This is a genomic window from Caballeronia sp. GAWG2-1 (genome assembly GCF_023631405.1).
In the GTDB taxonomy this organism is placed as follows: domain Bacteria; phylum Pseudomonadota; class Gammaproteobacteria; order Burkholderiales; family Burkholderiaceae; genus Caballeronia.
In genome coordinates, this window is the sequence record NZ_JALQDD010000006.1 from 22393 (window position 1) to 46615 (window position 24223).

Here is a 24223-nt window from a genome sequence, read left to right on the forward strand (position 1 = left end):
TTGACATCGGCAGACATTAGGAGCGCGCTTATGTCTCCTGACAACAAATTGCCGTAAATTTCGTCTCACTGCAGGCGAGCTAGTTTCGATTGATCGACGTGCTTCAAGGCAGTTAAATCAACGAGATCCTTTAATGCTCGCACCCGTCAACGTGGGCTGCGCCCATTCGGTGACATTGCTCTCTTTGATTCGTTTTTTATTCGCGATCCTTTTGCTTTAAACGGATTTCTCGTGCGAAGCAGTGTTTTATCGCATTCGATTTTTACTTTTAGGTTTACTCATGAACAAAGCTCTTCGTCCCTCGAAACTGCAATCGCGCCTGATCAAAAAAGTAATGCCCGCCGCTCTCGCTGCAGGCGCTGTTGCAATTGCATTGCCGATGACGGCGTCAGCTGTTACTGCACCATTGATCGTCAATGACATGGACTTTGGTACGCCTGATCCGGGCCAGTGTCAATTTCTGTCGGGTCAAGCCGTAACAACCGTTGGCATGGAAAATTGCGGCACGTCTGCCACTGCCGGTTACAACACAGTTACCCAAACGGGCTCAGTTTCGATCGCGAATGCTTCGATGTCTGTCGGCGGTTATCAGTTTATCAATGGCGCCGATTCTAATAACAACGCGCTGACCGTTTCGAAAACGGGCGCCAATATTCAACTCAACAATGGCAAGGTAACCAATCTTGCAGCTGGCACGGCGAATACGGATTCGGTGAATTTCGGGCAGTTGAAGAACACCGCACAAAGCACGGCAAAGGCGATTGGCGGCGGTTCTGCCCTGAATAGCGACGGCACGATTTCGGCTCCCAGCTTCGCGCTGACGAACGCAAACTCGATCAATGGTACGTCTGGCGCCGCTACCGACGTCGGCACGGCTTTCGGTACGGTCGATGCAGCGTTGGGCAAGCTCAACTCGAACGTGACGCAAAACACAGCCGACATCGCGAACCTCAACACCGGACTCGCAAACGGCACACTCGGCTTGGTTCAGCAAGACCCGACGACACGCACTATCACCGTGGCAAAGTCCACGGACGGTACCGTTGTCGATATGACGGGCTCGCAGGGCGCTCGCACGGTCACGGGCGTTGCTCCTGGCGCCATTTCCGCATCGAGTCTAGATGCAATCAACGGCTCGCAGCTCTACGCTACGAACCAGAACGTGGCACAAAACACGTCCAACATTGCGCAAAACACGTCCGACATTGCGGCGCTGAATACGAACGTTGCTCAGAACACGTCTGATATCTCGTCGCTGAAAACCAACGTTGCGCAGAACTCGTCGGATATCGCGCAGAATACGAGCGACATCAGCAACATCAATCAACAGATCGCCAGCGGCAACGTCGGTCTGGTGCGTCAAGACGCAACGACGCAAAACATCACCGTTGCGAAGGACACGGGCGGCACGGTCGTCGACATGACGGGCACCGATGGCACGCGTACGGTGACCGGCGTATCGGCTGGCGCCTTGAGCGCCGACAGTACCGACGCAGTCAACGGCTCGCAGCTTTATCAAACGAACCAAAACGTTTCGAGTCTGGCGCAGCAATTGAGCAACGTCGAAGGCGCTGCTTCAACGGTCGCTTCGCAAAAGACCGACACCCCCGCTGTTGCGTCCGGCACCGACTCGACCGCCCTCGGAAATGGCTCGAAGGCAACGGGTAACAACTCCGTCGCGTTGGGTAGCGGTTCTGTCGCGGACGAAGACAACACCGTCTCGATCGGCTCGAAGGGCAACGAACGTCGCCTGACGAACGTCGCGCCGGGCATCAACGGTACCGACGGTGTCAACATGAACCAGTTGAACGCAGTTCAAAGCAACGTCGATACGGTAGCGCGTCAGGCATTTTCCGGCGTCGCCGCCGCGATGGCCATGCCGAACCTGACGCCGAGTCAGCCGGGCAAGACCGTGGTCGCAGCCGGTGTCGCGAACTACAAGGGCTACACGGCCATGGGCATTGGCGGCACCTACCGTTCGCGTGACAGCCGCTGGCTCGTCAACGCTGCAGCCTCGATCACGCCGCACGGCGACGCAGGCGTGCGCGGTCAAGTCGGCTACGAGTTCTAAGTACGCGGTTCGCGAGCGAGACCAAACCAGAAGCACGAAGCATCGATAAGGCAGTAAGCAGGGCGGCTATCCGAAAGGGTAGCCGCCCTTTTTGCATTTTACGCACCTTAAGAAAGCTTTAAGCGACACCCCGTAATCTTCGTTCATCCAATGGCGCCTTCTCAAGCGCAACCCGTCAGGAGCACACATGATGAAAGCGAAGATTCTCACACGCAGCGCCGTCGCAGCAGCGGTCGCCGTTGCCTTGTCGGCGGGCTACGTGGCCGGCCATAACAACGTGCCTGCGCCGCAGGTCATCGCGCCCGCGCAAGCCGCGCTGATGCCTGCCGAAGCCGCGGCGAAGACCGGCGTTCCCGATTTCTCCGGCCTCGTCGAAACCTATGGTCCGGCCGTGGTGAATATCAGCGCGAAGCATGTCGTGAAGCAAACGTCCGCCCGACGCGGCAACGCGAATCAAGTGCCGATGGACCCCGACGATCCGTTCTATCAGTTCTTCAAGCGCTTTTATGGCGGCGTGCCCGGCATGGGCGGCGGCGATGGCGCGGGTCCCGGCGCGGACCGTCCGAGCGAAGGGCTGGGTTCGGGTTTCATCGTCAGCAATGACGGCTACATTCTCACCAACGCGCACGTGGTCGATGGCGCGAATGTCGTCACCGTCAAGCTCACGGACAAGCGCGAATATCGGGCGAAGGTGGTTGGCGCGGACAAGCAATCGGACGTCGCGGTGCTGAAGATCGACGCGAAAGATTTGCCCACGGTGAAAATCGGCGACCCCAACGGCAGCAAGGTCGGGCAGTGGGTGGTTGCCATCGGTTCGCCGTATGGCTTCGACAACACGGTGACCTCGGGCATCATCAGCGCGAAGTCGCGCGCGCTGCCCAACGAGAATTACACGCCGTTCATCCAGACCGATGTACCGGTGAATCCGGGCAATTCGGGCGGGCCGCTCTTCAATCTGCAAGGCGAAGTCATCGGCATCAACTCGATGATCTATTCGCAGACGGGCGGTTTCCAGGGGCTTTCGTTCGCCATCCCGATCAACGAGGCGATCAAGGTAAAGGACGCGCTCATCAAAACGGGTCACGTCGATCGCGGCCGGCTCGGCGTAACGGTGCAAGGGCTGAATCAGACGCTCGCCAATTCGTTCGGCATGAAGTCGCCGCAAGGTGCGCTCGTGAGTTCGGTCGAGCAGGGCGGACCGGCAGCGAAGGCTGGCTTGCAACCTGGCGACGTGATTCTTTCGCTGAACGGCACGCAGGTGACGGATTCGACCTCGTTGCCGTCGCAAGTCGCGGGTCTTTCGCCGGGCACATCGGCGAAGGTGCAGGTGTGGCGCGACAAGAGCGCGAAGGATCTGACCGTGACGATCGGCGCGCTGAAGGACGCCAAGACCGCAAGCGCTGACGTGAAGGGCGACGACGATGGCGGCGCCGCCGCACAGGACGCGCGCCTCGGCGTCGCGGTGCGCCCGCTCACGCCGGAAGAGAAGCAGGAAAGCTCGGTGTCGCGCGGTTTGCTCGTGCAGCAATCGAACGGCGCGGCGGCGAATGCGGGTATCCAGGCAGGCGACGTGATTCTCGCGGTCAATGGCCAGCCCGTCACGACGGCGCAGCAGTTGAAGACAATGATCTCGCACGCGGGCGACAGCATCGCGCTGCTGATCCAGCGGGACAATGCGCAGATTTTCGTGCCGGTCGATCTTGGCTGATGGTGTACGTCGATGCGCGTCGTGCGGTTCGGAGTGGCGTGTTCGCGTCGCCCCAAACCGCGCTTGCGCATGCGGCATGAATGGCGCTTAGCGTCGCTGAGTCGTCCGGCGTGCTTTTCCAAACGCGCAATGGATAGCACGTTCTGCAATGGCTTTCGCATCATTCCACCAAGCGCGTTCCACCGCACGATCAACAACACCCCGCCTGAACGCGCAGGCACAAAGCATGCTCTACACCCCACTCGGTGCCCCATCGCGTGGAAAAGACGCATCGGGCGTGGCGTCGTCGGTGTGTTCGCATGCCGCGGCATCGAATAAAGGAGCCAACATAATGATGAGCAAGACCACGGGAAAACTGGCAACCGCGTTGCTGGTGACGGCGCTTTCGGCTGGAATGGCAGGCGGCGCATGGGCGCAGGCATCGAGCGCCGGCACGAGCGATACGTCGAGCGCGGGCAACGAAAACGGCGGCGGACTGCCGCAAATCGAACAGCAAGGCGATGTGTCCTTTACGTCGGGCGGCGTCGGCCTCGACGAATCGCACGCCTTGCAGCGCGAACAAGCGCATTGGCCGCTATCGCTGCGCTTTACGGGTCCAACCGCGGATTACTTGTCGGGCGTGCACGTGCGGATCGTCGGCGGCAAAGGCGGTGAAGTGCTGAGCACCGATTCCATGGGACCTTACATGCTTGTCAAGCTGCCGGCGGGCAGCTACACGGTCTACGCCAAGTACAAGGATCAGGAGAAGAAGCAGTCGGTCAATGTCTCCGGACCGGGCAAGGCAAAGGCGGCGTTTCACTGGAGCATCCAGTAACGATAATTCCCGCCGGTCCGGGCGAAATCCCGTCCACCCGGCGACCAGAGTTTGTCTCATAATGAAGCCACGGGCAGCACGCTCGTGGCTTTTTTTGGTGACGAGGCGTCCAACGCGCCTCGCAAATTCGGCAGAGGCCGGAGGGCCCACGATGAGCACGGATCTGAACGACGGGCATGAAGCGGCGCATCGGATCGAGATCGCGCCGAACGGACGGCGCTGCCGCGTGATTCACCAGGGCGTCACTTACGCCGACACGCACGAAGCCGTGACGCTTTCCGAAACGGGCGCCGACGACGTGCACTATTTCCCGCGCGCCGACGTCAACATGGCGCGCCTGCAACGCTCCATCCATACATCGGACTGTCCGTTCAAGGGGCAGGCCACGCACTACCATCTGATGACCGAGGAAGGCCCGGTCGAAAACGCCGCCTGGAGTTACGAGGCGCCGCTCGAAAGCGCGCGGCAGATCGGCGGATACCTCGCGTTTTATCCATCGCGGGTCGATCGTATCGACGTGACTTCCTAGGCAGGGCGTCGAATAAAAAGCGCCGAACTCGAGGCGCGCGAGCCGAAACGCAATAGCCAGAACGCGGTCCTTGCCCGGAGAAGCGGATGGAAGTCACCGAAGCGTTGCGCGTTCCGCTCGATCCGGCGCATGTGAAGGCGGCGTTGAGCGATCTCACGCTGTTGCGCGCGAGTCTCGATAATTGCGAGTCCTTTACGCTCACGCCAAGCGGCGAATACGTGTTGACGCTCGTCATGCCGATCGGCGCCTTGCGCGCGCGTTACGAAATTCGCGCGCACATTGCTCGTCGCAGGCGTCTGGCGCAGGCCGACGAAAGCCAAGAAATCGACGACGACACCAGCACGCTCAGTTTCAAGGCACGCGGCGAAGGCGTGGGTTCGTTGCGCGGTCAGATAGCCGTCGCGGTGAACGCGGAGGACGGCGGCGCGGACACGTGGATCGAATATACGGTCTGGGCGACGGTTTCGGGGCCGCTCGCCGCATTGCCGCCACGGCAGATTGAAAACGCACTGCACGAAGCAGCCGACGACTTTTTCGCCGAATTCTGCGAAGTCGTGCGGGCGAAATACGGTTTGCCATCGGCGCGTGCGGAACAGGAAGCCGTGCCGCGCCGGCATCTCTTCTTGCGACCGGGTTCGATGTCGGCGGCGTTCTCGCGTCGCGGCGGCGCGACCGCTCGCGCGATGGGCGGAAACTCCGTCGATGGCGCCGCGACCAATGTGCTGCGTCATCGTCTGGCCGCGCATGGCCTCGTGCGCCGTAGTCGCGATGGCGCGGGCGCACCGCGCGTGTTCGGTCTGCCCACCTGGGCGTGGCTCGCGATGCTAGTTTGTGTCGGACTCTTTGTGTTCTTCGCAGAGTACGTTGGCCTGCAATGAGGCGGGCATCGAACGCTCGGGGTAGCCGGCGTTCTTGAGCAAGGCCGGACTGCACCGCAAGGCGTCGAAGCAGGCATCGATGACGGCTTCGGAGTCGTGTTCCGGATCGACGCTTCCGGGTAGCATCAGCGAATCGTGCAGGATGCCGGTGAAAAGCCCGTGCAACAGCGTGGTGGCGCGTCGCGTGTCGAGCGCCGCCGGCAGTTGCTTCTTTTCGATGGCATTACGCAGCGCACGCTCGATGCGCTCCATGCCGTCGCGCATGTTGTTCTGATGGCGCTCGCGCACCGGTCCCATTTCCTCGACGAACTCGCACTTCAGAAACAGAATGTCGAAGACGCGGCGGCGCTGTTCATCGGCCGTGATGCTGCGCATGCACCAGATGAAGATTTCGCGGATGCGCGCAAGCGGGTCGGGCTCCTTGCCGTCGAGCGTCGCTTCCACGAGTTCGTCGAGCGGAAGAAGACTGCGGTCGAACATGGCGTTGAAGAGGTCGCCCTTGTTGGCGAAATGCCAGTAAATCGCGCCGCGCGTGACGCCCGCGGCGTGCGCGATATCCGCGAGCGTCGTTCGCGACACGCCTTTTTCGTAAAAGACGCGCTCCGCCGCGTCGAGGATGCGGTTGCGTGTCTCCTGTGCTTCTTCCTTGGTTCGTCTGACCATATTCTGCGGCCGTTGGCCGTTTGCTCCTGCCTTGCTGTTCGACCGGGCGAAGGCCGGTTGTCGAAGGTTCGTCGAACGTAATCGATTCCGTCGAGGCGATTTCGCTACGCCTTGCCGACGGACCGCTGTCTCAGTTTTTTACATTCATTCGTGAATGTATATACAATACCACCCGTCGACCGATAGCCCAAGCTGGAGAGGGCGAGTACTATCCGACCAAGCTTTCATTTCGATTGCCCGTTCTGGCCGTCCTCTTGGCCATCGGCGGCGCTTGCATAGCGCCGCGCACGGGCAGGAATACAGGCAAGCGAGCCGGCCACTGGCCGGTCGTTGCGCTCACTGGTCTCACTGCTTGGTTATTGGTCAGCGTCTTGCGACGCTTGTGCGCGGCATCGCCCGGGGAAGGCCGTCGCGCACCCAACTTCACTCTCAGTCTTAGACAGAGGTCGCTCCATGCGCGTCGAACGGGTTCCATTCCGCTTAATCACCGCCGCGACGGCTGCCGTTTTCCTGGCTGCCTGCGGACAAAAACAGTCAGCACCTCCGCCGCAAACGCCCGAAGTGGGCATCGTCACCGTGCAGCCGACCAGCGTGCCGGTCATCGCCGAATTGCCGGGCCGCACGAACGCGTTCCTGGTCGCGCAAGTGCGCGCGCGGGTGGATGGAATCGTCCTGCGCCGTGAGTTCGTCGAAGGCGCGGAAGTCAAGCAAGGTCAGCGTCTGTACAAGATCGACCCGGCGCCTTATATCGCCGCGCTGAACAACGCCAAGGCGACGCTCGCCAAGGCGCAGGCGAATGTCGCGTCGCAGAACGCCTTGACCGGGCGCTACAAGGTGCTGGTCGCGGCCAACGCGGTGAGCAAGCAGGACTACGACAACGCCGTGGCCGCGCAAGGCCAGGCCGTCGCCGATGTCGCCGCGGGCAAGGCCGCCGTCGATACCGCGCAGATCAACCTCGGCTACACCGACGTGGTCTCGCCGATCACCGGCCGCACGGGTCTGTCGCAAGTCACGCCGGGCGCGTATGTACAGGCGAGCGCGGCGACGCTGCTCACCACCGTGCAGCAGCTCGACCCGATCTACGTCGATCTGACGCAATCGAGCGTCGATGGCCTCAAGCTGCGTCGTCAGATTCAGGACGGGCGTTTGCAGACTCAGGGAATCCACGCGGCGAAGGTGTCGCTGGTGCTGGAAGACGGCCGCGTCTATCCGGAGCAGGGCAAGCTGCAGTTTTCCGATGTGAGCGTCGACCAAAGCACGGGTTCGGTCACCGTCCGCGCGATCTTCGACAACAAGGATCGCGTGCTGCTGCCGGGCATGTTCGTGCGGGCGCGTATCGAGGAAGGCACGAACGACAAGGCGCTCGTCGTGCCGCAAATCGGCATCACGCATGACCAGAAGGGCCAGCCGACCGCGCTCGTCGTCAACAAGGACGACAAGGTCGAACTGCGTCAGCTCGTCACCGGTGGCACGTTCGGCAACAACTGGGTGGTCGACAGTGGCCTGAATCCGGGCGACCGCGTGATCGTGAACGGCGTGGAAAAGGCGAAGCCCGGTATGCAAGTGAAGCCGGTCGCGGCGCAACTGCCCGCACAGCCGGCCTCGGGCGCGGCGGCCGGTCAGGCGCCAGCGGCATCCGGCGCGGGCGCGACACCCGACAACGCCAACAGCGCGAGCGGCGCCACGGGCCCGAGCGCAGCCGCGCCGGGCGCAGCTTCGGGCAACGCATCCGGCGCGCAAGCGGCGCCGGCATCGGCCGCATCGGGCGCGTAATAACAGGGAGCCTGTTTCATGGCAAAGTTTTTTATCGATCGCCCGATTTTTGCGTGGGTGATCGCGATTATCTTGATGCTGGCGGGCATGGCGTCGATCTTCACGCTGCCTATCGCGCAGTATCCGACGATCGCGCCGCCTGCCATCCAGATCAGCGCGACGTATCCGGGCGCATCCGCGAGCACGGTCGAAAACACGGTGACGCAGGTGATCGAGCAGCAGATGAGCGGCCTCGATCACTTGTTGTATCTGTCCTCGACCAGTGACGACTCGGGTACGGCCACCATCACGCTGACGTTCGCGGCGGGCACGAATCCGGACATCGCGCAGGTGCAGGTGCAGAACAAGCTGCAGCTCGCGACGCCATTGCTGCCGCAGGTCGTGCAGCAGCTCGGTACGAAGGTCACGAAGTCGAGCAGCAGCTTCTTGCTGGTGCTTGCATTCGTGTCGCAGGACGGAAGCATGAACAAGTACGACCTCGCGAATTACGTGGCGTCGAAAATTCAGGACCCGCTTTCGCGTATCGATGGTGTGGGTACGGTCACGCTGTTCGGCTCGCAGTACGCCATGCGTATCTGGCTCGATGCGACCAAGCTCACCAACTACAGTCTGACGCCGGTCGACGTGCAGACCGCCATCACCGCGCAGAACGTGCAGGTGGCGGCGGGCTCGCTCGGCGGCACGCCGGCGGTTCCGGGGCAGATGCTGCAGGCGACCATCACGCAAGCGACGCTTCTGCAAACACCCGAGCAGTTCGGCAACATTCTGCTGAAGGTGAATCAGGATGGCTCGCAGGTGCGCCTGAAGGACGTGGCGCGTATCGATCTGGGTGGCGAAAACTATAACTTCGACACCAAGTACAACGGTGCGCCGACGGCCGGTTTCGGTATCCAGCTCGCAACGGGCGCGAACGCGCTCAACACCGCGAAGCTCGTGCGCCAGAAGGTCGACGAACTGTCGAAGTACTTCCCGAACGGGCTGGTCGTGAAGTATCCGTACGACACCACGCCGTTCGTGCGGCTTTCGATCGAGGAAGTGGTCAAGACCCTGATCGAAGGTATCGTGCTGGTGTTCCTCGTGATGTATCTGTTCCTGCAGAACTTGCGGGCGACGCTCATCCCGACGATCGCCGTGCCGGTCGTGTTGCTCGGCACGTTCGCGATCATGTCGGCGGTCGGGTTCTCCATCAACGTGCTGTCGATGTTCGGCCTCGTGCTTGCCATCGGCTTGCTGGTGGACGATGCCATCGTGGTGGTGGAAAACGTCGAGCGGGTGATGTCCGAGGAGCACTTGTCTCCACGGGACGCAACCCGCAAGGCGATGGACCAGATCACGGGCGCGCTGGTGGGCGTGGCGCTCGTGCTGTCGGCGGTGTTCGTGCCGGTGGCGTTTTCGGGCGGTTCGGTCGGCGCCATTTACCGGCAGTTCTCGCTCACCATCGTGGCGGCCATGGTGCTGTCCGTGATGGTCGCGTTGGTGCTCACGCCGGCGCTGTGCGCGACGATTCTGAAGCCGCATCCGGAAGGGCATCAGCCCGAGAAGAAGGGTTTCTTCGGCTGGTTCAATCGCAACTTCAACAAGAGCCAGGACAAGTATCACAAGGGCGTGCAGCACGTGATCCGGCGCTCGGGGCGCTGGCTCATCATCTATTTGGTCGTAATCGTGGCAGTGGGCATGCTGTTCCTGCGCCTGCCGAAGTCGTTCCTTCCCGATGAAGACCAGGGCACGATGTTCGTGCTCGTGCAGGCGCCGTCCGGCTCGACGCAGGAATACACGGCCGGTGTGCTCGCCGACGTGCAGAACTATCTGCTGAACGACGAGAAGGCGATCGTCGAATCCGTCTTCACGGTGAACGGCTTTTCGTTCGCGGGTCGCGGCCAGAACTCCGGTCTCGTGTTCGTGCGGATGAAGGACTACGCGCAGCGTCAGGCGAGCAATGACAAGGTGCAGGCGCTGGTCGGCCGGATGTTCATGCACTTCGCGCCCTACAAGAACGCGATGATCTTCCCGGTCAATCCACCGTCGATTCCGGAACTCGGCACCGCGTCGGGCTTTGACTTCGAGTTGGAGGATCGCGCCGGCGTGGGGCACGCGAAGCTGATGGAAGCGCGCAACATGCTGCTCGGCATGGCGTCGAAAGACCCGGTGCTCGCGCAGGTGCGTCCGAACGGCCTGAACGACACGCCGCAGTTCAAGGTGAACATCGACCGCGAGAAGGCGAATGCGCTCGGCGTCTCCATCTCCGATATCGACCAGACTTTCTCGATCGCGTGGGCGTCGCAGTACGTGAACAACTTCCTCGACGTGGATAACCGGATCAAGAAGGTGTACGTGCAGTCCGAGCCGCGCTTCCGTATGTCGCCGGAAGACATCGGCAAGTGGTATGTGCGTAACACCTCGGGCACGATGGTGCCGTTCTCGGCCTTTGCGACCACCGACTGGATCTACGGTTCGCCGAAGCTCGAGCGCTACAACGGTATCTCGGCGGTGGAAATCCAGGGTGCGGCCGCGCCTGGCAAATCGACCGGTCAGGCCATGACGGCCATCGAAGCCATCGCGGCGAAGCTGCCGGCGGGTATTGGCTACGAATGGACGGGGCTGTCGTATCAGGAACGTCAGTCGGGTTCGCAGGCGCCTATTCTGTACGGCATCTCGATTCTCGTCGTGTTCCTGTGTCTCGCGGCGCTGTACGAAAGCTGGTCGATTCCGTTCTCGGTCATCATGGTCGTGCCGCTCGGCGTGCTCGGCGCGCTGCTAGCGGCGACGCTGCGCGGTCTGGAAAACGACGTGTTCTTCCAGGTCGGCCTGTTGACTACGGTGGGTTTGTCCGCGAAGAACGCCATTCTGATCGTCGAGTTTGCGCGCGAGTTGCGCATGCAGGGCATGTCGACGGTGGAAGCCGCGATGGAAGCGGCGCGTCTGCGGCTGCGTCCGATTCTGATGACGTCGCTCGCGTTCATTCTCGGCGTGATGCCGCTTGCCATCAGTAACGGCGCGGGTTCGGCGAGCCAGCACGCAATCGGCACCGGCGTGATCGGCGGGATGCTGACCGCGACCTTCCTTGCGATCTTCATGATCCCGATGTTCTTCGTCGTGATCAGCAAGTTCAGCAAGAGCAAGGACATGCCGGCACCGGGTTCGTCCGGCGGCGATATCGAAGGTCCGCATGGCGGCGCGCCCGCGGGCTCTGGCAAGGAAGGACATTGAAATGCTAAAACTTTCGTTGATCGCAGCCGCCGTGGCTTTCGTGGCCACGGGCTGCACCTTCGAGCCGAAGTACGACCGGCCGGCCGCGCCCGTCACGCAGACGTTCCCGGAAGGCGGCGTGTACGCCACGCAGCCGACTGCCGAAGGCGCGGCAGACAAGAGCCGCAGCGCGAGCGGGCAGACCGCGCCGGATATCGGCTGGCGCGATTTCTTCGCCGATGCGCGTCTGCAGCGTATTGTCGAACTCGCGCTCAAGAACAATCGCGATCTGCGTGTGTCGATGCTCAACGTCGATGCGGCGCGCGCGCAGTATCAGATCACGCGCGCGGGCCTCTTCCCGACGCTCGATGCGGTTGGCTCGCAAAGCAAGCAGCGCACGCCGCGCAACCTGTCGTTCTTCGATCAGACCATCTCGAACACGTATTCGGTGGGCGTGAATGCGTCGTGGGAAATCGACTTCTTCGGGCGGATTCGCAGCCTGAAGGATCAGGCGCTCGCGCAGTATTTCTCGCTCGCGGAAACGCGCAAGGCGGCGGAAATCTCGCTGGTGTCTTCGGTGGCGGACCAGTATCTGACCATGCTTGCCTACGACGATCTGCTCACCGTCACGCAGAACACGCTGAAGACGGCGCAGGAGTCGTATCGCATCACCAAGCTGCAGTTCGACAACGGTACGGGTTCGGAACTCGATCTGCGTCAGGCCGAGGGCGTGGTGCAACAGGCGCAGGCGAATCTGCAGTCGCAGGCGCGTCTGCGTGCGCAAGCGGAAAACGGTCTCGTGCTTCTCGTGGGCGAACCGTTGCCGGACGATCTGCCGGGCGGCATGCCGCTGGATGCGCAGGACTTGCTCGCCGACATTCCGGCGGGTCTGCCTTCCGACCTTCTCACGCGCCGTCCCGATATCGCGGCGGCCGAGCAGAGCTTGCTTGCGGCCAATGCGAACATCGGCGCGGCGCGGGCCGCGTTCTTTCCGCGCATTTCGTTGACGGGCAGTTTCGGTACGCTCTCGCCCACGCTTGGCGGATTGTTCAAGCCGGGTTCGGCGGCGTGGTCGTTCGCACCGCAGATCAGCGTGCCAATCTTCGAGGGCGGCACGAACGTCGCCAATCTGGATCTGGCGAACGTGCAGAAGCGCATCGAGATTGCCAACTACGAGAAGGCCATTCAGACGGCGTTCCGCGAAGTGGCCGACGGTCTCGCCGCGCGCGGCACGTACGACGAGCAGATTCGCTCCCTGCAACGCTTCGTGAGTTCGCAGAGCCGGCGGCTGGAGTTGTCGGACCTGCGCTATCGCAATGGCGTGGACAGCTATCTCGCTGTTCTGACCGCGCAGACCTCGTTGTATGACGCGCAGCAGACGCTCATCAGCGCGCGTTTGAACCGCCTGACCAACCTCGTCGATCTGTACCAGTATCTCGGCGGCGGATGGATCGAGCATTTCGGCGATGCCCCGCGTCCGGCCGACACTCCCACGGATTTCGGCTCGGCTACTCCGCCGAAGGCAGCATCCGATGCGGCGAGTTGAGGTTCGCAAGTTGCGCTCGGTAGTCACTTTCGCAAGCTGTCCGTGATGGTTGATAGTGGGATGATGCAGTGAAGAGCCCGACCTCGTGTCGGGCTTTTTTTCGTCCATGGTCCACGTCGCGGCGTGACACTGAATGTACCGGGAAAACGCGTCGCGCGATGACAGGTCGTGCCAAATTTCAGCAAATTATTACCTTTGTTTAGCGTTACTGATCGACGCGCTAACTATAATCGGCATCCTCCAACGTGCCTGCGTGCTGAAGGCATGTCAGCTTTCCTGTGCAACTGCGTGCGTATCGGCATTAATCGACGCGCAAATCAGTTGCGATTGCTGTGAATCAGCTGTGAATCGGCTGGAATCGACGAAGCGCTTCCTGGCCACAGGCTTCATGCAATGGGGAAGATTAGGTATCCCGAAAAGACGATTGGCATCGACGTTCTTTCCGTCCGTTCTCGACCGAGGACGTGCGTATCTATTCATCTATTTATCCCGGTAACCACAGAGGTCGTCGCTCCATGCGTTTCGAACGGATTCCATACCGCCTCATCTGCGCTTTGTCGGTCGTCACGCTAGCGGCCGCATGCGGTGAAAAACATCCGGACATGCCGGCGCATGCGCCCGAAGTCGGCGTCGTCATGCTTGCGCCGGTCGCGGTGCCCGTCACGAGCGAACTGCCGGGCCGCACCAGCGCTTTCATCGATGCACAAGTGCGTGCGCGCGTCGATGGCATCGTGCTGCGCCGTGAATTCACTGAAGGCAGTCTCGTCAAGGCCGGTCAGCGGCTCTACAAGATCGACCCAGCGCCGTACATCGCCAAGCTGGACAGCGCGAAAGCGTCGCTTGCGAAGGCCGAGGCGAATCTCGCATCGACCGATGCGCAAGCCGAGCGCTACAAGGTATTGGTCGCCGCGAACGCGGTGAGCAAGCAGGACTATGACAACGCTGTCGCGTCGGCCGGTCAGGCCGCCGCCGACGTGGCACAGGCTCGCGCCTCCGTGCAAACCGCACGCATCGACCTCGGCTATACCGATGTCACCTCGCCCGTGACCGGCCAGATCGGCATCTCGCAGGTCACGCCGGGCGCCTACGTGCAAGCGGCGCAGGCCACGCTCATGGCAACCGTGCAGCAGCTCGACCAGGTGTATGTCGATCTCACGCAATCCAGCCTCGACGGGCTCAAGCTGCGCCGCCAGATTCAGGAAGGGCGTCTTACCGCGTCGGGTCCGAACGCCGCGAAGGTTTCGCTGATTCTCGAAGACGGCCGCGTCTATCCCGAACAGGGCCGCCTGCAGTTTTCCGATGTGACCGTGGACCCGTCCACCGGCTCGGTAACAGTGCGCGCCGTGTTCGACAACAAGGATCGCGTGTTGTTGCCAGGCATGTTCGTGCGAGCGCGTATCGAAGAGGGCGTGAATCCGCAGGCGCTGGTCGTGCCTGTCACGGGCGTCACGCATGACCAGAAGGGCACGCCGATCGCACTGATCGTCGATACCGACGGCAAGGTCGCGCTACGCGAGCTCGTGACCTCCGGCATGGTCGGGCAGAACTGGGTCGTCGACAGCGGCGTGAAGGCGGGCGACCGGGTGATCGTCGAGGGTATCGAGAAGGTGCGTCCCGGCATGCCGGTGAAAGCGGTGACGGTTCAGTCGCCCGGGCCTTCCACGCAGCCTTCTTCCGACAATCAGGCCGCCGCTCCCGCGAAGGCTGCTTCAGCCGTTGCTGGCGCGTAGGGACGGAGGGTACGCCACATGGCCAAGTTTTTTATCGATCGCCCGATTTTCGCGTGGGTGCTTGCCATCATCCTGATGCTCGCGGGCCTCGCGTCGATCTCGACGCTGCCCGTCGCGCAATATCCGACGGTCGCGCCACCCAGCATCCAGATTACGGCGACGTATCCCGGTGCATCGGCGCAGACGGTCGAGAACACAGTCACGCAGGTGGTCGAGCAGCAGATGAACGGGCTCGACCATCTGCTCTACATTTCGTCCACCTCCGATGACTTCGGCACGGCCACCATCACGCTGACCTTCGCGGCGGGCACCAACCCCGACATCGCGCAGGTGCAGGTGCAAAACAAGCTGCAACTGGCGACACCGAACTTGCCGCAGATCGTGCAGCAACTCGGGTTGTCGGTTTCGAAGTCGAGCAACAGCTTCCTGCTCGTGCTCGCGTTCGTCTCCGAAGACGGCAGCATGAGCCGCAACGATCTCTCCAACTACGTCGCGTCGCATTTGCAGGACCCCATCAGCCGAGTCAACGGCGTGGGCACGGTGAGCCTGTTCGGCACGCAGTACGCCATGCGCGTCTGGCTAGATCCAAACAAACTCAGCAACTTCCAGCTCACACCGGTCGACGTGCAGAACGCGCTCAAGGCGCAGAACGTGCAAGTCTCGGGCGGCCAGCTAGGCGGCACGCCCGCGGTGCCCGGCCAATCGATGCAGGCCACGATCACCGAAGCCACCTTGCTGCGCACGCCCGACCAGTTCGGCAACGTGCTTCTGAAAGTGAATCAGGACGGCTCGCAGGTGCGGGTGAAGGACGTGGCGAAGGTGGGTCTCGGCGGCGAGAACTACAACTTCGAGACGCAGTACAACGGTTCTCCGGCGGCGGGCTTCGGTATCAATCTGGCGACGGGCGCGAACGCGCTGGCGACGGCGGACGCGGTGCGCGCGAAGGTACAGGAGCTGTCGAAGTACTTCCCGCCCGGTCTCGTCGTAAAGTATCCGTACGACACGACGCCGTTCGTGCGCCAGTCGATCTCCGACGTGGTGAAGACGCTCATCGAGGCCATCGTGCTGGTGTTCCTCGTGATGTATCTGTTCTTGCAGAACATCCGCGCCACGCTCATTCCGACCATCGCGGTGCCGGTGGTGCTGCTCGGCACTTTCGGCGTGATGGCGGCGGTGGGTTTTTCCATCAACACGCTATCGATGTTCGGCATCGTGCTCGCCATCGGCTTGCTGGTGGACGACGCGATCGTGGTCGTCGAAAACGTCGAGCGCGTGATGAGCGAGGAAGGGCTTTCGCCGAAGGAAGCCACGCGCAAGGCCATGGGCCAGATCACCGGCGCGCTGGTGGGCGTGGCGCTCGTGCTGTCGGCGGTGTTCGTGCCGGTGGCGTTCTCGGGCGGCTCGGTCGGGGCGATCTATCGCCAGTTCTCGCTGACCATCGTCTCGGCAATGGTGCTCTCCGTGCTGACCGCGATGATCCTCACGCCGGCCTTGTGCGCGACCATCCTGAAGCCCTTGCCGCAAGGTCACGAGGAAAAGACCACGGGTTTCTTCGGCTGGTTCAATCGGACCTTCAACAAGGGCCGCGACAAGTATCAGGTCGGCGTTGCGCGTGTGATTCGGCGCTCGGGGCGCTTCCTCGTGTTATACCTCGCGGTCATCGCGGTGGTTGGCCTCTTGTTCACCAAGCTGCCGAAAGCGTTCCTGCCCGACGAAGATCAGGGCACGATGTTCGTGCTCGTGTCCACGCCCGCCGGTTCCACGCAGGAAATGACCCAGCGCGCGCTGAACGACGTGGCCAACTATCTTTTGAAGAAAGAAAGCGGGATCGTCGAGTCCGTCTTCACGGTCAACGGCTACAGCTTCGCGGGCCGTGGCCAGAACTCCGGCCTCGTGTTCGTGCGCATGAAGGACTTCGCCAAGCGCCAGAGCGCGGACGAAAAAGTGCAGGCGCTCGTCGGCCGAACTTTCGGACAGTTCGCGGGCTATCGCAATGCGCTCGTATTTCCGGTGAATCCACCGTCGATTCCCGAACTCGGCACCGCGTCGGGCTTCGACTTCGAGCTGGAGGATCGCGGCGGCGTGGGCCACGAAAAGCTGATGGAAGCGCGCGGCATGCTGCTCGGTCTGGCCGCGAAGGATCCGTCGCTTGCGCAGGTGCGCCCGAACGGCTTGAACGATACGCCGCAGTTCAAGGTCGACATCGATCGGGAGAAGGCGCTTGCGCAGGGCGTGTCGGCGTCCGATATCGACCAGACGTTTTCGATCGCCTGGGCGTCTTCGTTCGTCAACAACTTCCTTGATGTCGACAGCCGGATCAAGAAGGTGTATCTGCAGGGCGACGCGCCGTTCCGCATGTCACCCGACAACATCAATAGCTGGTACGTGCGCAACAACGCCGGTTCGATGGTGCCGTTTTCGTCGTTCGCGACCGGCCGATGGAGTTTCGGCTCGCCAAAGCTCGAACGCTACAACGGCAATTCGTCAGTCGAAATCCAGGGCATGGCCGCGCCGGGCCGCTCCACGGGCCAAGCCATGCAGGCCATCGAAGCCATCGCCGCAAAGTTGCCGGCAGGCATTGGCTACGAATGGACGGGTTTGTCGTTCCAGCAAATTCAATCCGGTTCGCAGGCGCCGGTTCTGTACGGCATTTCGATCCTCGTGGTGTTCCTGTGTCTCGCGGCGCTCTATGAAAGCTGGTCGATCCCGTTCTCCGTGATCATGGTCGTGCCGCTCGGCGTGGTCGGCGCGTTGCTTGCCGTCACCTTGCGTGGACTCGAAAACGACGTGTACTTCCAGGTCGGTCTTTTGACCACGGTGGGACTGTCGGCGAAGAACGCCATTCTGATCGTCGAGTTCGCGCGCGACTTGCAGATCTCCGAAAAGATCGGACCGATCGAGGCCGCGCTCGAAGCCGCGCGTCTGCGTCTGCGCCCCATCCTGATGACCTCGCTCGCCTTCATTCTCGGTACCTTGCCGCTCGCAATCAGCAATGGCGCGGGCTCGGCGAGTCAGCACGCCATTGGCACCGGTGTGATCGGCGGCATGGTGACCGCGACGTTCCTCGCCATCTTCATGGTCCCGATGTTCTTCGTCGTCGTGCGCGCGCGCTTCGGCGGCGACAAGGAAGACGCGGACGCGGCGATCGCGCACTACGAACGGCAACGTGCCAATGCCTCGCACGGCGAGGGAAAGGGCAACAGCAACAGCAACGGCACGGGCAAGCAGGGACATTGAGATGCGTAGAGTTTCTTTGATTGCAGCAGCCGTGTCCGTGATCGCGACCGGCTGTACGATGGCGCCGAAATACGAGCGCCCCTTGCCGCCAGTCGCAGCGAGCTTTCCGACAGGCGGTGTGTACGAGACGCAACCGCCGGGCGCGCACAATGCAAACGGCGTGGCCGCGGCCGACACTGGCTGGCGCAATTTCTTCGTCGATGCGCGTTTGCAGCAGCTTATCGATATCGCATTGAAGAACAATCGCGATCTGCGCGTCGCCGTGCTCAACGTGCAGGCGGCGCAAGCGCAGTACCGTGTCGTGCGTTCGGAACTGTTTCCGACTATCGGCGCGCAAGCGGGCCAGTCGAAGCAGCGCACGCCGAAAGATCTGTCGTTTCTCGATCAGACGATCTCGAATCAGTATTCGGTCGGGTTGAACGGCGCGTGGGAGATCGATCTGTTCGGCCGCGTGCAAAGTCTCAGGAATCAGGCGCTCGCGAAGTATCTTGCGACGGCGTACGCACGCAAGGCAGCGGAGTTATTGCTCGTGTCCCAGGTGGCGACGCAGTATCTGCAAGTGCTGCAGGCTGACGACCTGCTTCGAGTCACGCAACAGACGCTCAAGACCGCGCGCGATTCATACGGTATCAACAAGCTCAAGTTCGATAACGGTACGGCATCGGAACTGGAACTGAGTCAGTCGCAGACCGTGGTCGAAAGCGCGGCGGCCAATTTCCAGGCGCAGGAGCGCGCACGCGCGCAAGCCGTCAATGCGCTCGTGCTGTTGCTAGGCGAGCCGATGCCCGCCGATATGACGGGCGGCATGCCGCTCGACGATCAGCACCTGTTGACCGATATTCCGGCGGGTGTGCCGTCGGATCTGCTGACGCGCCGTCCAGACATCATGGAGGCCGAGCAGAATTTATTGGCGGCGAACGCGAACATCGGCGCGGCGCGCGCGGCGTTCTTCCCGAGCATTTCGCTCACCGGCAGTTTCGGCACGCTGAGTCCGTCGCTCGGCGGGTTGTTCAAGCCGGGTTCGGCAGCGTGGAGTTTCGCGCCGACCATCACGCTGCCGATCTTCGAAGGCGGTCAGAACATGGCCAATCTCGATCTGGCAAATGTGCAGAAGAAGATCGAGATTGCGCAGTACGAGAGGGCCATTCAGTCAGCCTTCCGCGAAGTCGCCGATGGGCTCGCGGCCCGCGGCACTTACGATCAGCAAATCGCGGCGCTCACGCGCGATGTGAGCGCACAGCAACGGCGTCTCGATCTTTCGACATTGCGCTACAAGCAGGGCGTCGATAGCTATCTCGGCGTGCTCGAAGCGCAGCAGGATCTGTATTCGACACAGCAGATGCTGATCACGGCGCGCACTGAACGTTTGTCTAATCTGGTGAGCTTGTATCAGGCGCTCGGCGGCGGATGGATCGAGCATACGGGAGACATGCCGCGCGAGGCGGATGCGCCGGTTGCGGCATCGGCGGGTTGAGATCGTGCGAAACAGCGCCTGCTGTTCTTGCGCGACGTAAAAAAACGCCGCGGCTTACACCGCGGCGCTCAACGCAAGCACTACAGGAATCTGCTCTTACTGCGCTTCACTCGCATGAACCGCGTCGAACTCGTGTGCGGCCTCGCGAATCTCGCGGCGCGCATCGCGCTCCTTGCGCACGCCGTTGAACACGATATTCAGAATCACCGCCGACACCGAAGCCAGCAAGATGCCGCTGTGAAGAATCGGCTCCAGCGCATGCGGCAGTTGCGTGAAGAACTTCGGTGCGACCACCGGCACCATGCCCATACCCACGCTCACCGCGACGATGAACAGGTTGTGATGGTTCGTCGAGAAGTCCACGCGCGACAGCGTCTTGATGCCGTTCGCCGCGACCATGCCGAACATCACGATGCCCGCGCCGCCAAGCACGAACGGCGGCACCGATGCAACGACCTGCGCCATCTTCGGAAAGAGGCCGAGCACGACGAGAATCACGCCACCGGTCGCGCAGACGAAGCGGCTCTTCACGCCCGTCACTCCGATCAGCCCGACGTTTTGCGAGAACGACGTATGCGGGAACGAGTTGAAGACGCCGCCGATCAGCGTGCCGAGGCCATCGACACGCAGGCCGCGCACGAGCGCTTTCTGATCCACCGGACGATCGACGAGATCGCCGACCGCGAGAAACATGCCGGTCGACTCGATGAAGGTCACGAACATGACGATGACCATGGTCGCCACCGACAGCGCGTCGAAGTGCGGCAAGCCGAAGTGGAACGGCAGCACGACGCCGACCCACGGGGCGTGCGCGACGCCGTCCATGTTGACGCGGCCGAGCATGGCGGCGATCACGAAGCCCGCGACAATGCCGAGCAACACCGAAATATTGGCGATGAAGCCGCGCGCGAACTTGTTGATGAGCAGAATCAGCGAAAGCACGACGAGCGACAGCAGCAGATAAACGGGATTGCCGTAGTCGGGATTGCCCACACCGCCCGCCGCCCAGTTGATGCCCACGCCCATCAGGGACAAGCCGATCACCGCGATCACCGTGCCGACCACGACTGGCGGGAAGAAACGCAGGAGTTTGCCGATCATCGGCGCGAGCACGATGCCGATCACGCCGGCCGCGATGGTCGAGCCGAACACATCGAGAATGCCGAGCGAAGGATTGGTGCCGATGGCGACCATCGGGCCGACGGCGGCGAAAGTACAACCCATGATGACCGGCAAGCGGATGCCAAAGATCCAGAGACCGAGCGTCTGGATCAGCGTGGCGACGCCGCATGAAAACAGATCGGCGCTGATGAGGAACGCGATCTGATCCTTGGACAGATTCATCGCGGCGCCGAGAATCAGCGGCACCGCAACCGCGCCCGCGTACATCACGAGAACGTGCTGGATGCCAAGTGTCAGTAACTGTCCTGTCGGCAAACGCTCGTCCACCGGATGCACCTTGTTCGAAGCCATGTCTCTCTCCTTGTATGCCTTGGCATTTGTGTGGCCTCCACGGTAAGTGCATCAAAATGCGCGAACAAGACCACGGGACGCTATACGCCGCGTTCGCACGCCGATATATATTTAGCGCGCCCGGATCGTTTGCGTTTCGCGGAAGTCCTTGCTACAAGGGGTTTGGCGGTTATCGCAGCAGAACCGTCGTGTGACGAAAGGCCGCCATCTTCGTGTGCTCGTTATGATGTTCATGGCGGCGCGCGTATAGTCCGTTTTTCATGCTCGTCGCGTATTGGCGGGGTTAACCCGCGATTTACGCGTTTTCCCTTACTCCTTCCGAAGCACGAAATCCCATGCGTTTCTTAGGCATCGATCTCGGTACGGGTTCGCTGAAACTGGCCATCATCGATGAACGCGGCCACGAGGTCGCCATGACGAGCCGTGCCTATTCGGTCACGAGCGCACATCCCGGCTGGGCTGAAACTTCCGTCGATACCTGGTACGCCGCGCTCGCCGATGCCGCCGCGCATCTTCCTGTCGACGAACGTCAGGCGGTGCGCGCGATCGGCTTCTCCGGTCAGATGCATGGCGTCGTTCCCGCCGATGCCAACGGCCGCGCGTTGCGCCCCGCGATGCTCTGGCCGGACACGCGCGCGAGCCATCTGCTCGATGCGTGGTCCGAGCCGCAGCAAAACCCCGTCGCGCCGGGCATGGCCGGTCCGCTGTTGCGCTGGCTCGTCGCGCATGAAAGCACGCTTGTCCCGCAGATGCGCTGGGCATTGCAGCCGAAGGACTGGCTGCGCGCGCGTCTGGGCGGCGCGTTCGTGACGGATGCATCGGATGCATGCGCCACGGCGCTCGCCGCGCCATCGGGCGAATGGGACGATGCGCTCATCGACAAGCTGGGTTTGCAGCGCGCGTGGTTCGCACCGCTCGCGGCATCGCATGCAACGGCGGGCACGTTGTCGGCGGCAGCGGCGGCGGAACTGGGCCTGCGCGCGGGCATTCCGCTCGCCGTCGGCGCGGGCGATACGCCATGCGCCGCGCTCGGCAGCGGCCTCACCGCCGACGGCGACGCGCTTCTCACCACGGGCACCGGCGGCCAGATCATCGTGATGTGCGACGCCGCGCCCGCACCCGTGCACGGACTGCATACGTATCGCGCGGCGAGCGGCGCGTGGTATCGCATGGCGGCCATGCAGAACGTGGGCGTCGCGCTCGAAGCGGTGCGCGGCTGGCTTGGTTATGCATCGTGGCCGGCCGCTTACGACGACGCTTTCGCCGCCGACCCGAGCGCCTCCGTCACCTTCCTGCCGTACCTGAGCGGCGAGCGCTCGCCGTGGATGAACCCGGCAGCGCGCGGCGGCTGGCTCGGTCTCGGTCTCAACGATTCGCGCGGCACGTTGATGCGCGCCGCCTTCGAAGGCGTGACGTTCGCATTGCGTGCGGGACTCGATGCCATCAGACAGCACGGCACGCCGCTGACTTCGTTGCGGCTTGCGGGCGGCGGTTCCATCGATGCACGCTGGCGTCAATTGCTCGCGGATTCCCTGCAAGCCGAACTCCATGCCGTCGATTGCCCGAACGCGGCAACGCGCGGTGCGGCGATGCTCGGCGGCATCGCGGCGGGGCACTTTCGTATCGACGAGATTCACGCGCTCGCGCCATCCGCGACACGGGTCGCGATTCCGCAAACGAACCCCGCACTCGATACGCGGTATGCGCGCTTCATCGATCTGTACCAGCGCGCGCATGACTGGTTTTGAGCGTGGGCGCTCGGGGCATCGGCTACGCAAAGTGCCATGTCTAGAGCGAACCCACGCCGACCCCGCGCCGCGTTTTTCTTTTACCGCTTAAACTTTGCGCTCGACCGAAGTTCGCGCCGTCCGGTTCATGAAGAACCGCTTCATATGAGCTGCCCCTGACCACATCGAAATCAGCCATGTCCGCATCCGCACCGTCGCAACCCGCTTTCCGCTCGCGCGAATTCCTGCTCGATCACGCGCTGCACACGATGATCTTCTATCACCCGCACTGTCTCGATCCGAACGGCGGGTTCTATCACTACTACAAGAACAACGGCACGATCTACGACCGCAAGTCGCGGCATCTCGTGTCGAGCACGCGCTTCGTCTTCAACTACGCGATGGCGCACAAGCACTTCGGCCTCGACGAATACCGCGGCGGCGTGAAGCACGGCATCGACTATCTGCGCGAGTTTCACTACAACCCGCAAACGGGCAGCTACGCGTGGACGCTCTCCGGCCGCGACGTCACCGATGCGACGAATAATTGTTATGGCCTTGCGTTCGTCGTGCTTGCGTATGCGAAGGCGATCGAAGCGGGTTTCGACGAAGCACGCGCCTATCTCGACGAAACCTGGCAACTGATGGAGACGCACTTTTGGGACGCCGCCCACGGCTTGTACAAGGACGAAGCGAGCGCCGACTGGAAGGTGTCGGACTATCGCGGCCAGAACGCCAACATGCACACGTGCGAAGCGTTTCTCGCCGCCTTCGAGGCGACCGGCGAAGCGCGCTATCTCGACCGCGCGGCGCTCCTCGCCGACAACATGGTGAACCGTCAGGCAGCGCTTGCGGGCGGGCTCGTGTGGGAGCACTACAAGCCGGACTGGTCTGTCGACTGGGATTACAACAAGGGCGATCGCAGCAACATCTTCAGGCCTTGGGGTTTTCAGCCGGGACATCAGACCGAATGGGCGAAGCTGCTGATGATTCTCGACCGGCATCGTCCGGAAGCGTGGCATGTCACGCGTGCGCGTGAGCTTTTCGATCGCGCGATGGAACTGTCATGGGACGACGAGCACGGCGGCATGGTCTACGGCTTCGATCCCGACGGCAAGTTCTACGACGAGGACAAGTACTTCTGGGTGCAGGCGGAATCGTTCGCGGCCGCGGCCTTGCTCGCGGATCGCGCCGAACGCGATGGCGACAGCGCCGCCGCGACGCGCTACTGGAACGATTACGACCGTTTGTGGACCTATAGCTGGGCGCATTTCGTCGATCACAAGTACGGCGCGTGGTATCGCATCCTCACGCGCGATAACCGCCAGTACAACGACGAGAAAAGCCCCGCCGGCAAGACCGACTATCACACGATGGGCGCATGCTACGAAGCGCTGAACGTGATCCGCTAATT

At 62.2% G+C, this 24223-nt stretch carries 14 protein-coding genes and 3 pseudogenes; 15 read left to right on the forward strand and 2 right to left on the reverse strand.

Annotated elements, in window-relative coordinates:
* Window positions 1-571: 571 nt before the first annotated feature.
* The 7 genes and pseudogenes from NCR98_RS33635 to NCR98_RS02595 form a co-directional block, all read left to right on the forward strand.
* A pseudogene (locus tag NCR98_RS33635) lies at window positions 572-1198 on the forward strand (hypothetical protein); the annotation flags it as partial.
* Between the two features lie 252 nt (window positions 1199-1450).
* Window positions 1451-1535 (forward strand): annotated as a pseudogene (locus tag NCR98_RS33640) (hypothetical protein); the annotation flags it as partial.
* Between the two features lie 92 nt (window positions 1536-1627).
* Window positions 1628-2071 (forward strand): annotated as a pseudogene (locus NCR98_RS33645) (YadA family autotransporter adhesin); the annotation flags it as partial.
* Between the two features lie 190 nt (window positions 2072-2261).
* On the forward strand, window positions 2262-3779 hold the full coding sequence (locus tag NCR98_RS02580; RefSeq protein ID WP_250525632.1) for a DegQ family serine endoprotease: 1518 nt from the start codon (window positions 2262-2264) through the stop codon (window positions 3777-3779).
* A gap of 331 nt (window positions 3780-4110) precedes the next feature.
* On the forward strand, window positions 4111-4593 hold the full coding sequence (locus NCR98_RS02585; RefSeq protein WP_250525441.1) for a peptidase associated/transthyretin-like domain-containing protein: 483 nt from the start codon (window positions 4111-4113) through the stop codon (window positions 4591-4593).
* A gap of 151 nt (window positions 4594-4744) precedes the next feature.
* Entirely contained in the window at window positions 4745-5122 is a 378-nt protein-coding gene (locus NCR98_RS02590) for a DUF427 domain-containing protein (protein WP_250491846.1), read from the forward strand.
* A gap of 86 nt (window positions 5123-5208) precedes the next feature.
* The gene (locus tag NCR98_RS02595; protein WP_250525442.1) at window positions 5209-6000 is read left to right on the forward strand and encodes an SRPBCC family protein; all 792 of its coding nucleotides are present in this window, start codon (window positions 5209-5211) and stop codon (window positions 5998-6000) included.
* Here NCR98_RS02595 and NCR98_RS02600 read toward each other — a convergent pair.
* Window positions 5947-6663 (reverse strand): TetR family transcriptional regulator, encoded by a 717-nt coding sequence (locus tag NCR98_RS02600; protein WP_250525443.1) that lies wholly within the window; start codon window positions 6661-6663, stop codon window positions 5947-5949. The genes NCR98_RS02595 and NCR98_RS02600 overlap by 54 nt on opposite strands.
* Before the next feature lie 453 nt (window positions 6664-7116).
* On the opposite strand from NCR98_RS02600, the gene NCR98_RS02605 reads away from it, so the two are divergent.
* The 6 genes from NCR98_RS02605 to NCR98_RS02630 all read left to right on the forward strand — a co-directional run bounded on the left by NCR98_RS02605 (window position 7117) and on the right by NCR98_RS02630 (window position 19609).
* Window positions 7117-8436 carry an efflux RND transporter periplasmic adaptor subunit gene (locus NCR98_RS02605; protein WP_244827160.1) on the forward strand — a complete coding sequence of 440 codons (1320 nt, stop codon included), beginning with the start codon at window positions 7117-7119 and terminating at the stop codon, window positions 8434-8436.
* 18 nt (window positions 8437-8454) lie between these two features.
* The gene (locus NCR98_RS02610; protein WP_244827161.1) at window positions 8455-11643 is read left to right on the forward strand and encodes an efflux RND transporter permease subunit; all 3189 of its coding nucleotides are present in this window, start codon (window positions 8455-8457) and stop codon (window positions 11641-11643) included.
* A 1-nt stretch (window position 11644) separates the two neighbouring features.
* Entirely contained in the window at window positions 11645-13168 is a 1524-nt protein-coding gene (locus NCR98_RS02615) for an efflux transporter outer membrane subunit (RefSeq protein WP_250525444.1), read from the forward strand.
* A 515-nt stretch (window positions 13169-13683) separates the two neighbouring features.
* The gene (locus tag NCR98_RS02620) at window positions 13684-14898 is read left to right on the forward strand and encodes an efflux RND transporter periplasmic adaptor subunit (protein ID WP_250525445.1); all 1215 of its coding nucleotides are present in this window, start codon (window positions 13684-13686) and stop codon (window positions 14896-14898) included.
* Window positions 14899-14916: 18 nt separating this feature from the next.
* On the forward strand, window positions 14917-18135 hold the full coding sequence (locus tag NCR98_RS02625) for an efflux RND transporter permease subunit (protein ID WP_250525446.1): 3219 nt from the start codon (window positions 14917-14919) through the stop codon (window positions 18133-18135).
* A 1-nt stretch (window position 18136) separates the two neighbouring features.
* Complete coding sequence (locus NCR98_RS02630; protein ID WP_250525447.1) at window positions 18137-19609, forward strand: efflux transporter outer membrane subunit; 1473 nt, start codon at window positions 18137-18139, stop codon at window positions 19607-19609.
* 96 nt (window positions 19610-19705) lie between these two features.
* Here the strand turns inward: NCR98_RS02630 and NCR98_RS02635 are convergent, their stop codons facing one another.
* Entirely contained in the window at window positions 19706-21082 is a 1377-nt protein-coding gene (locus NCR98_RS02635) for a nucleobase:cation symporter-2 family protein (protein WP_250525448.1), read from the reverse strand.
* 335 nt (window positions 21083-21417) lie between these two features.
* On the opposite strand from NCR98_RS02635, the gene NCR98_RS02640 reads away from it, so the two are divergent.
* Window positions 21418-22830, forward strand: coding sequence for a xylulokinase (locus tag NCR98_RS02640; protein ID WP_250525449.1), 1413 nt, complete (start codon window positions 21418-21420; stop codon window positions 22828-22830).
* Between the two features lie 176 nt (window positions 22831-23006).
* Window positions 23007-24221, forward strand: a complete 1215-nt coding sequence (locus NCR98_RS02645; protein ID WP_250525450.1) for an AGE family epimerase/isomerase — start codon at window positions 23007-23009, stop codon at window positions 24219-24221.
* Window positions 24222-24223: the final 2 nt, after the last annotated feature.

Coding starts and splice junctions, on each gene's coding strand:
- NCR98_RS02595 (WP_250525442.1), top strand. CDS start 5,209: ATGGAAGTCACCGAAGCGTTGCGCGTTCCGCTCGATCCGGCGCATGTG.
- NCR98_RS02585 (WP_250525441.1), top strand. CDS start 4,111: ATGATGAGCAAGACCACGGGAAAACTGGCAACCGCGTTGCTGGTGACG.
- NCR98_RS02620 (WP_250525445.1), top strand. CDS start 13,684: ATGCGTTTCGAACGGATTCCATACCGCCTCATCTGCGCTTTGTCGGTC.
- NCR98_RS02645 (WP_250525450.1), top strand. CDS start 23,007: ATGTCCGCATCCGCACCGTCGCAACCCGCTTTCCGCTCGCGCGAATTC.
- NCR98_RS02630 (WP_250525447.1), top strand. CDS start 18,137: ATGCGTAGAGTTTCTTTGATTGCAGCAGCCGTGTCCGTGATCGCGACC.
- NCR98_RS02590 (WP_250491846.1), top strand. CDS start 4,745: ATGAGCACGGATCTGAACGACGGGCATGAAGCGGCGCATCGGATCGAG.
- NCR98_RS02625 (WP_250525446.1), top strand. CDS start 14,917: ATGGCCAAGTTTTTTATCGATCGCCCGATTTTCGCGTGGGTGCTTGCC.
- NCR98_RS02600 (WP_250525443.1), bottom strand. CDS start 6,663: ATGGTCAGACGAACCAAGGAAGAAGCACAGGAGACACGCAACCGCATC.
- NCR98_RS02605 (WP_244827160.1), top strand. CDS start 7,117: ATGCGCGTCGAACGGGTTCCATTCCGCTTAATCACCGCCGCGACGGCT.
- NCR98_RS02640 (WP_250525449.1), top strand. CDS start 21,418: ATGCGTTTCTTAGGCATCGATCTCGGTACGGGTTCGCTGAAACTGGCC.
- NCR98_RS02635 (WP_250525448.1), bottom strand. CDS start 21,082: ATGGCTTCGAACAAGGTGCATCCGGTGGACGAGCGTTTGCCGACAGGA.
- NCR98_RS02580 (WP_250525632.1), top strand. CDS start 2,262: ATGAAAGCGAAGATTCTCACACGCAGCGCCGTCGCAGCAGCGGTCGCC.
- NCR98_RS02615 (WP_250525444.1), top strand. CDS start 11,645: ATGCTAAAACTTTCGTTGATCGCAGCCGCCGTGGCTTTCGTGGCCACG.
- NCR98_RS02610 (WP_244827161.1), top strand. CDS start 8,455: ATGGCAAAGTTTTTTATCGATCGCCCGATTTTTGCGTGGGTGATCGCG.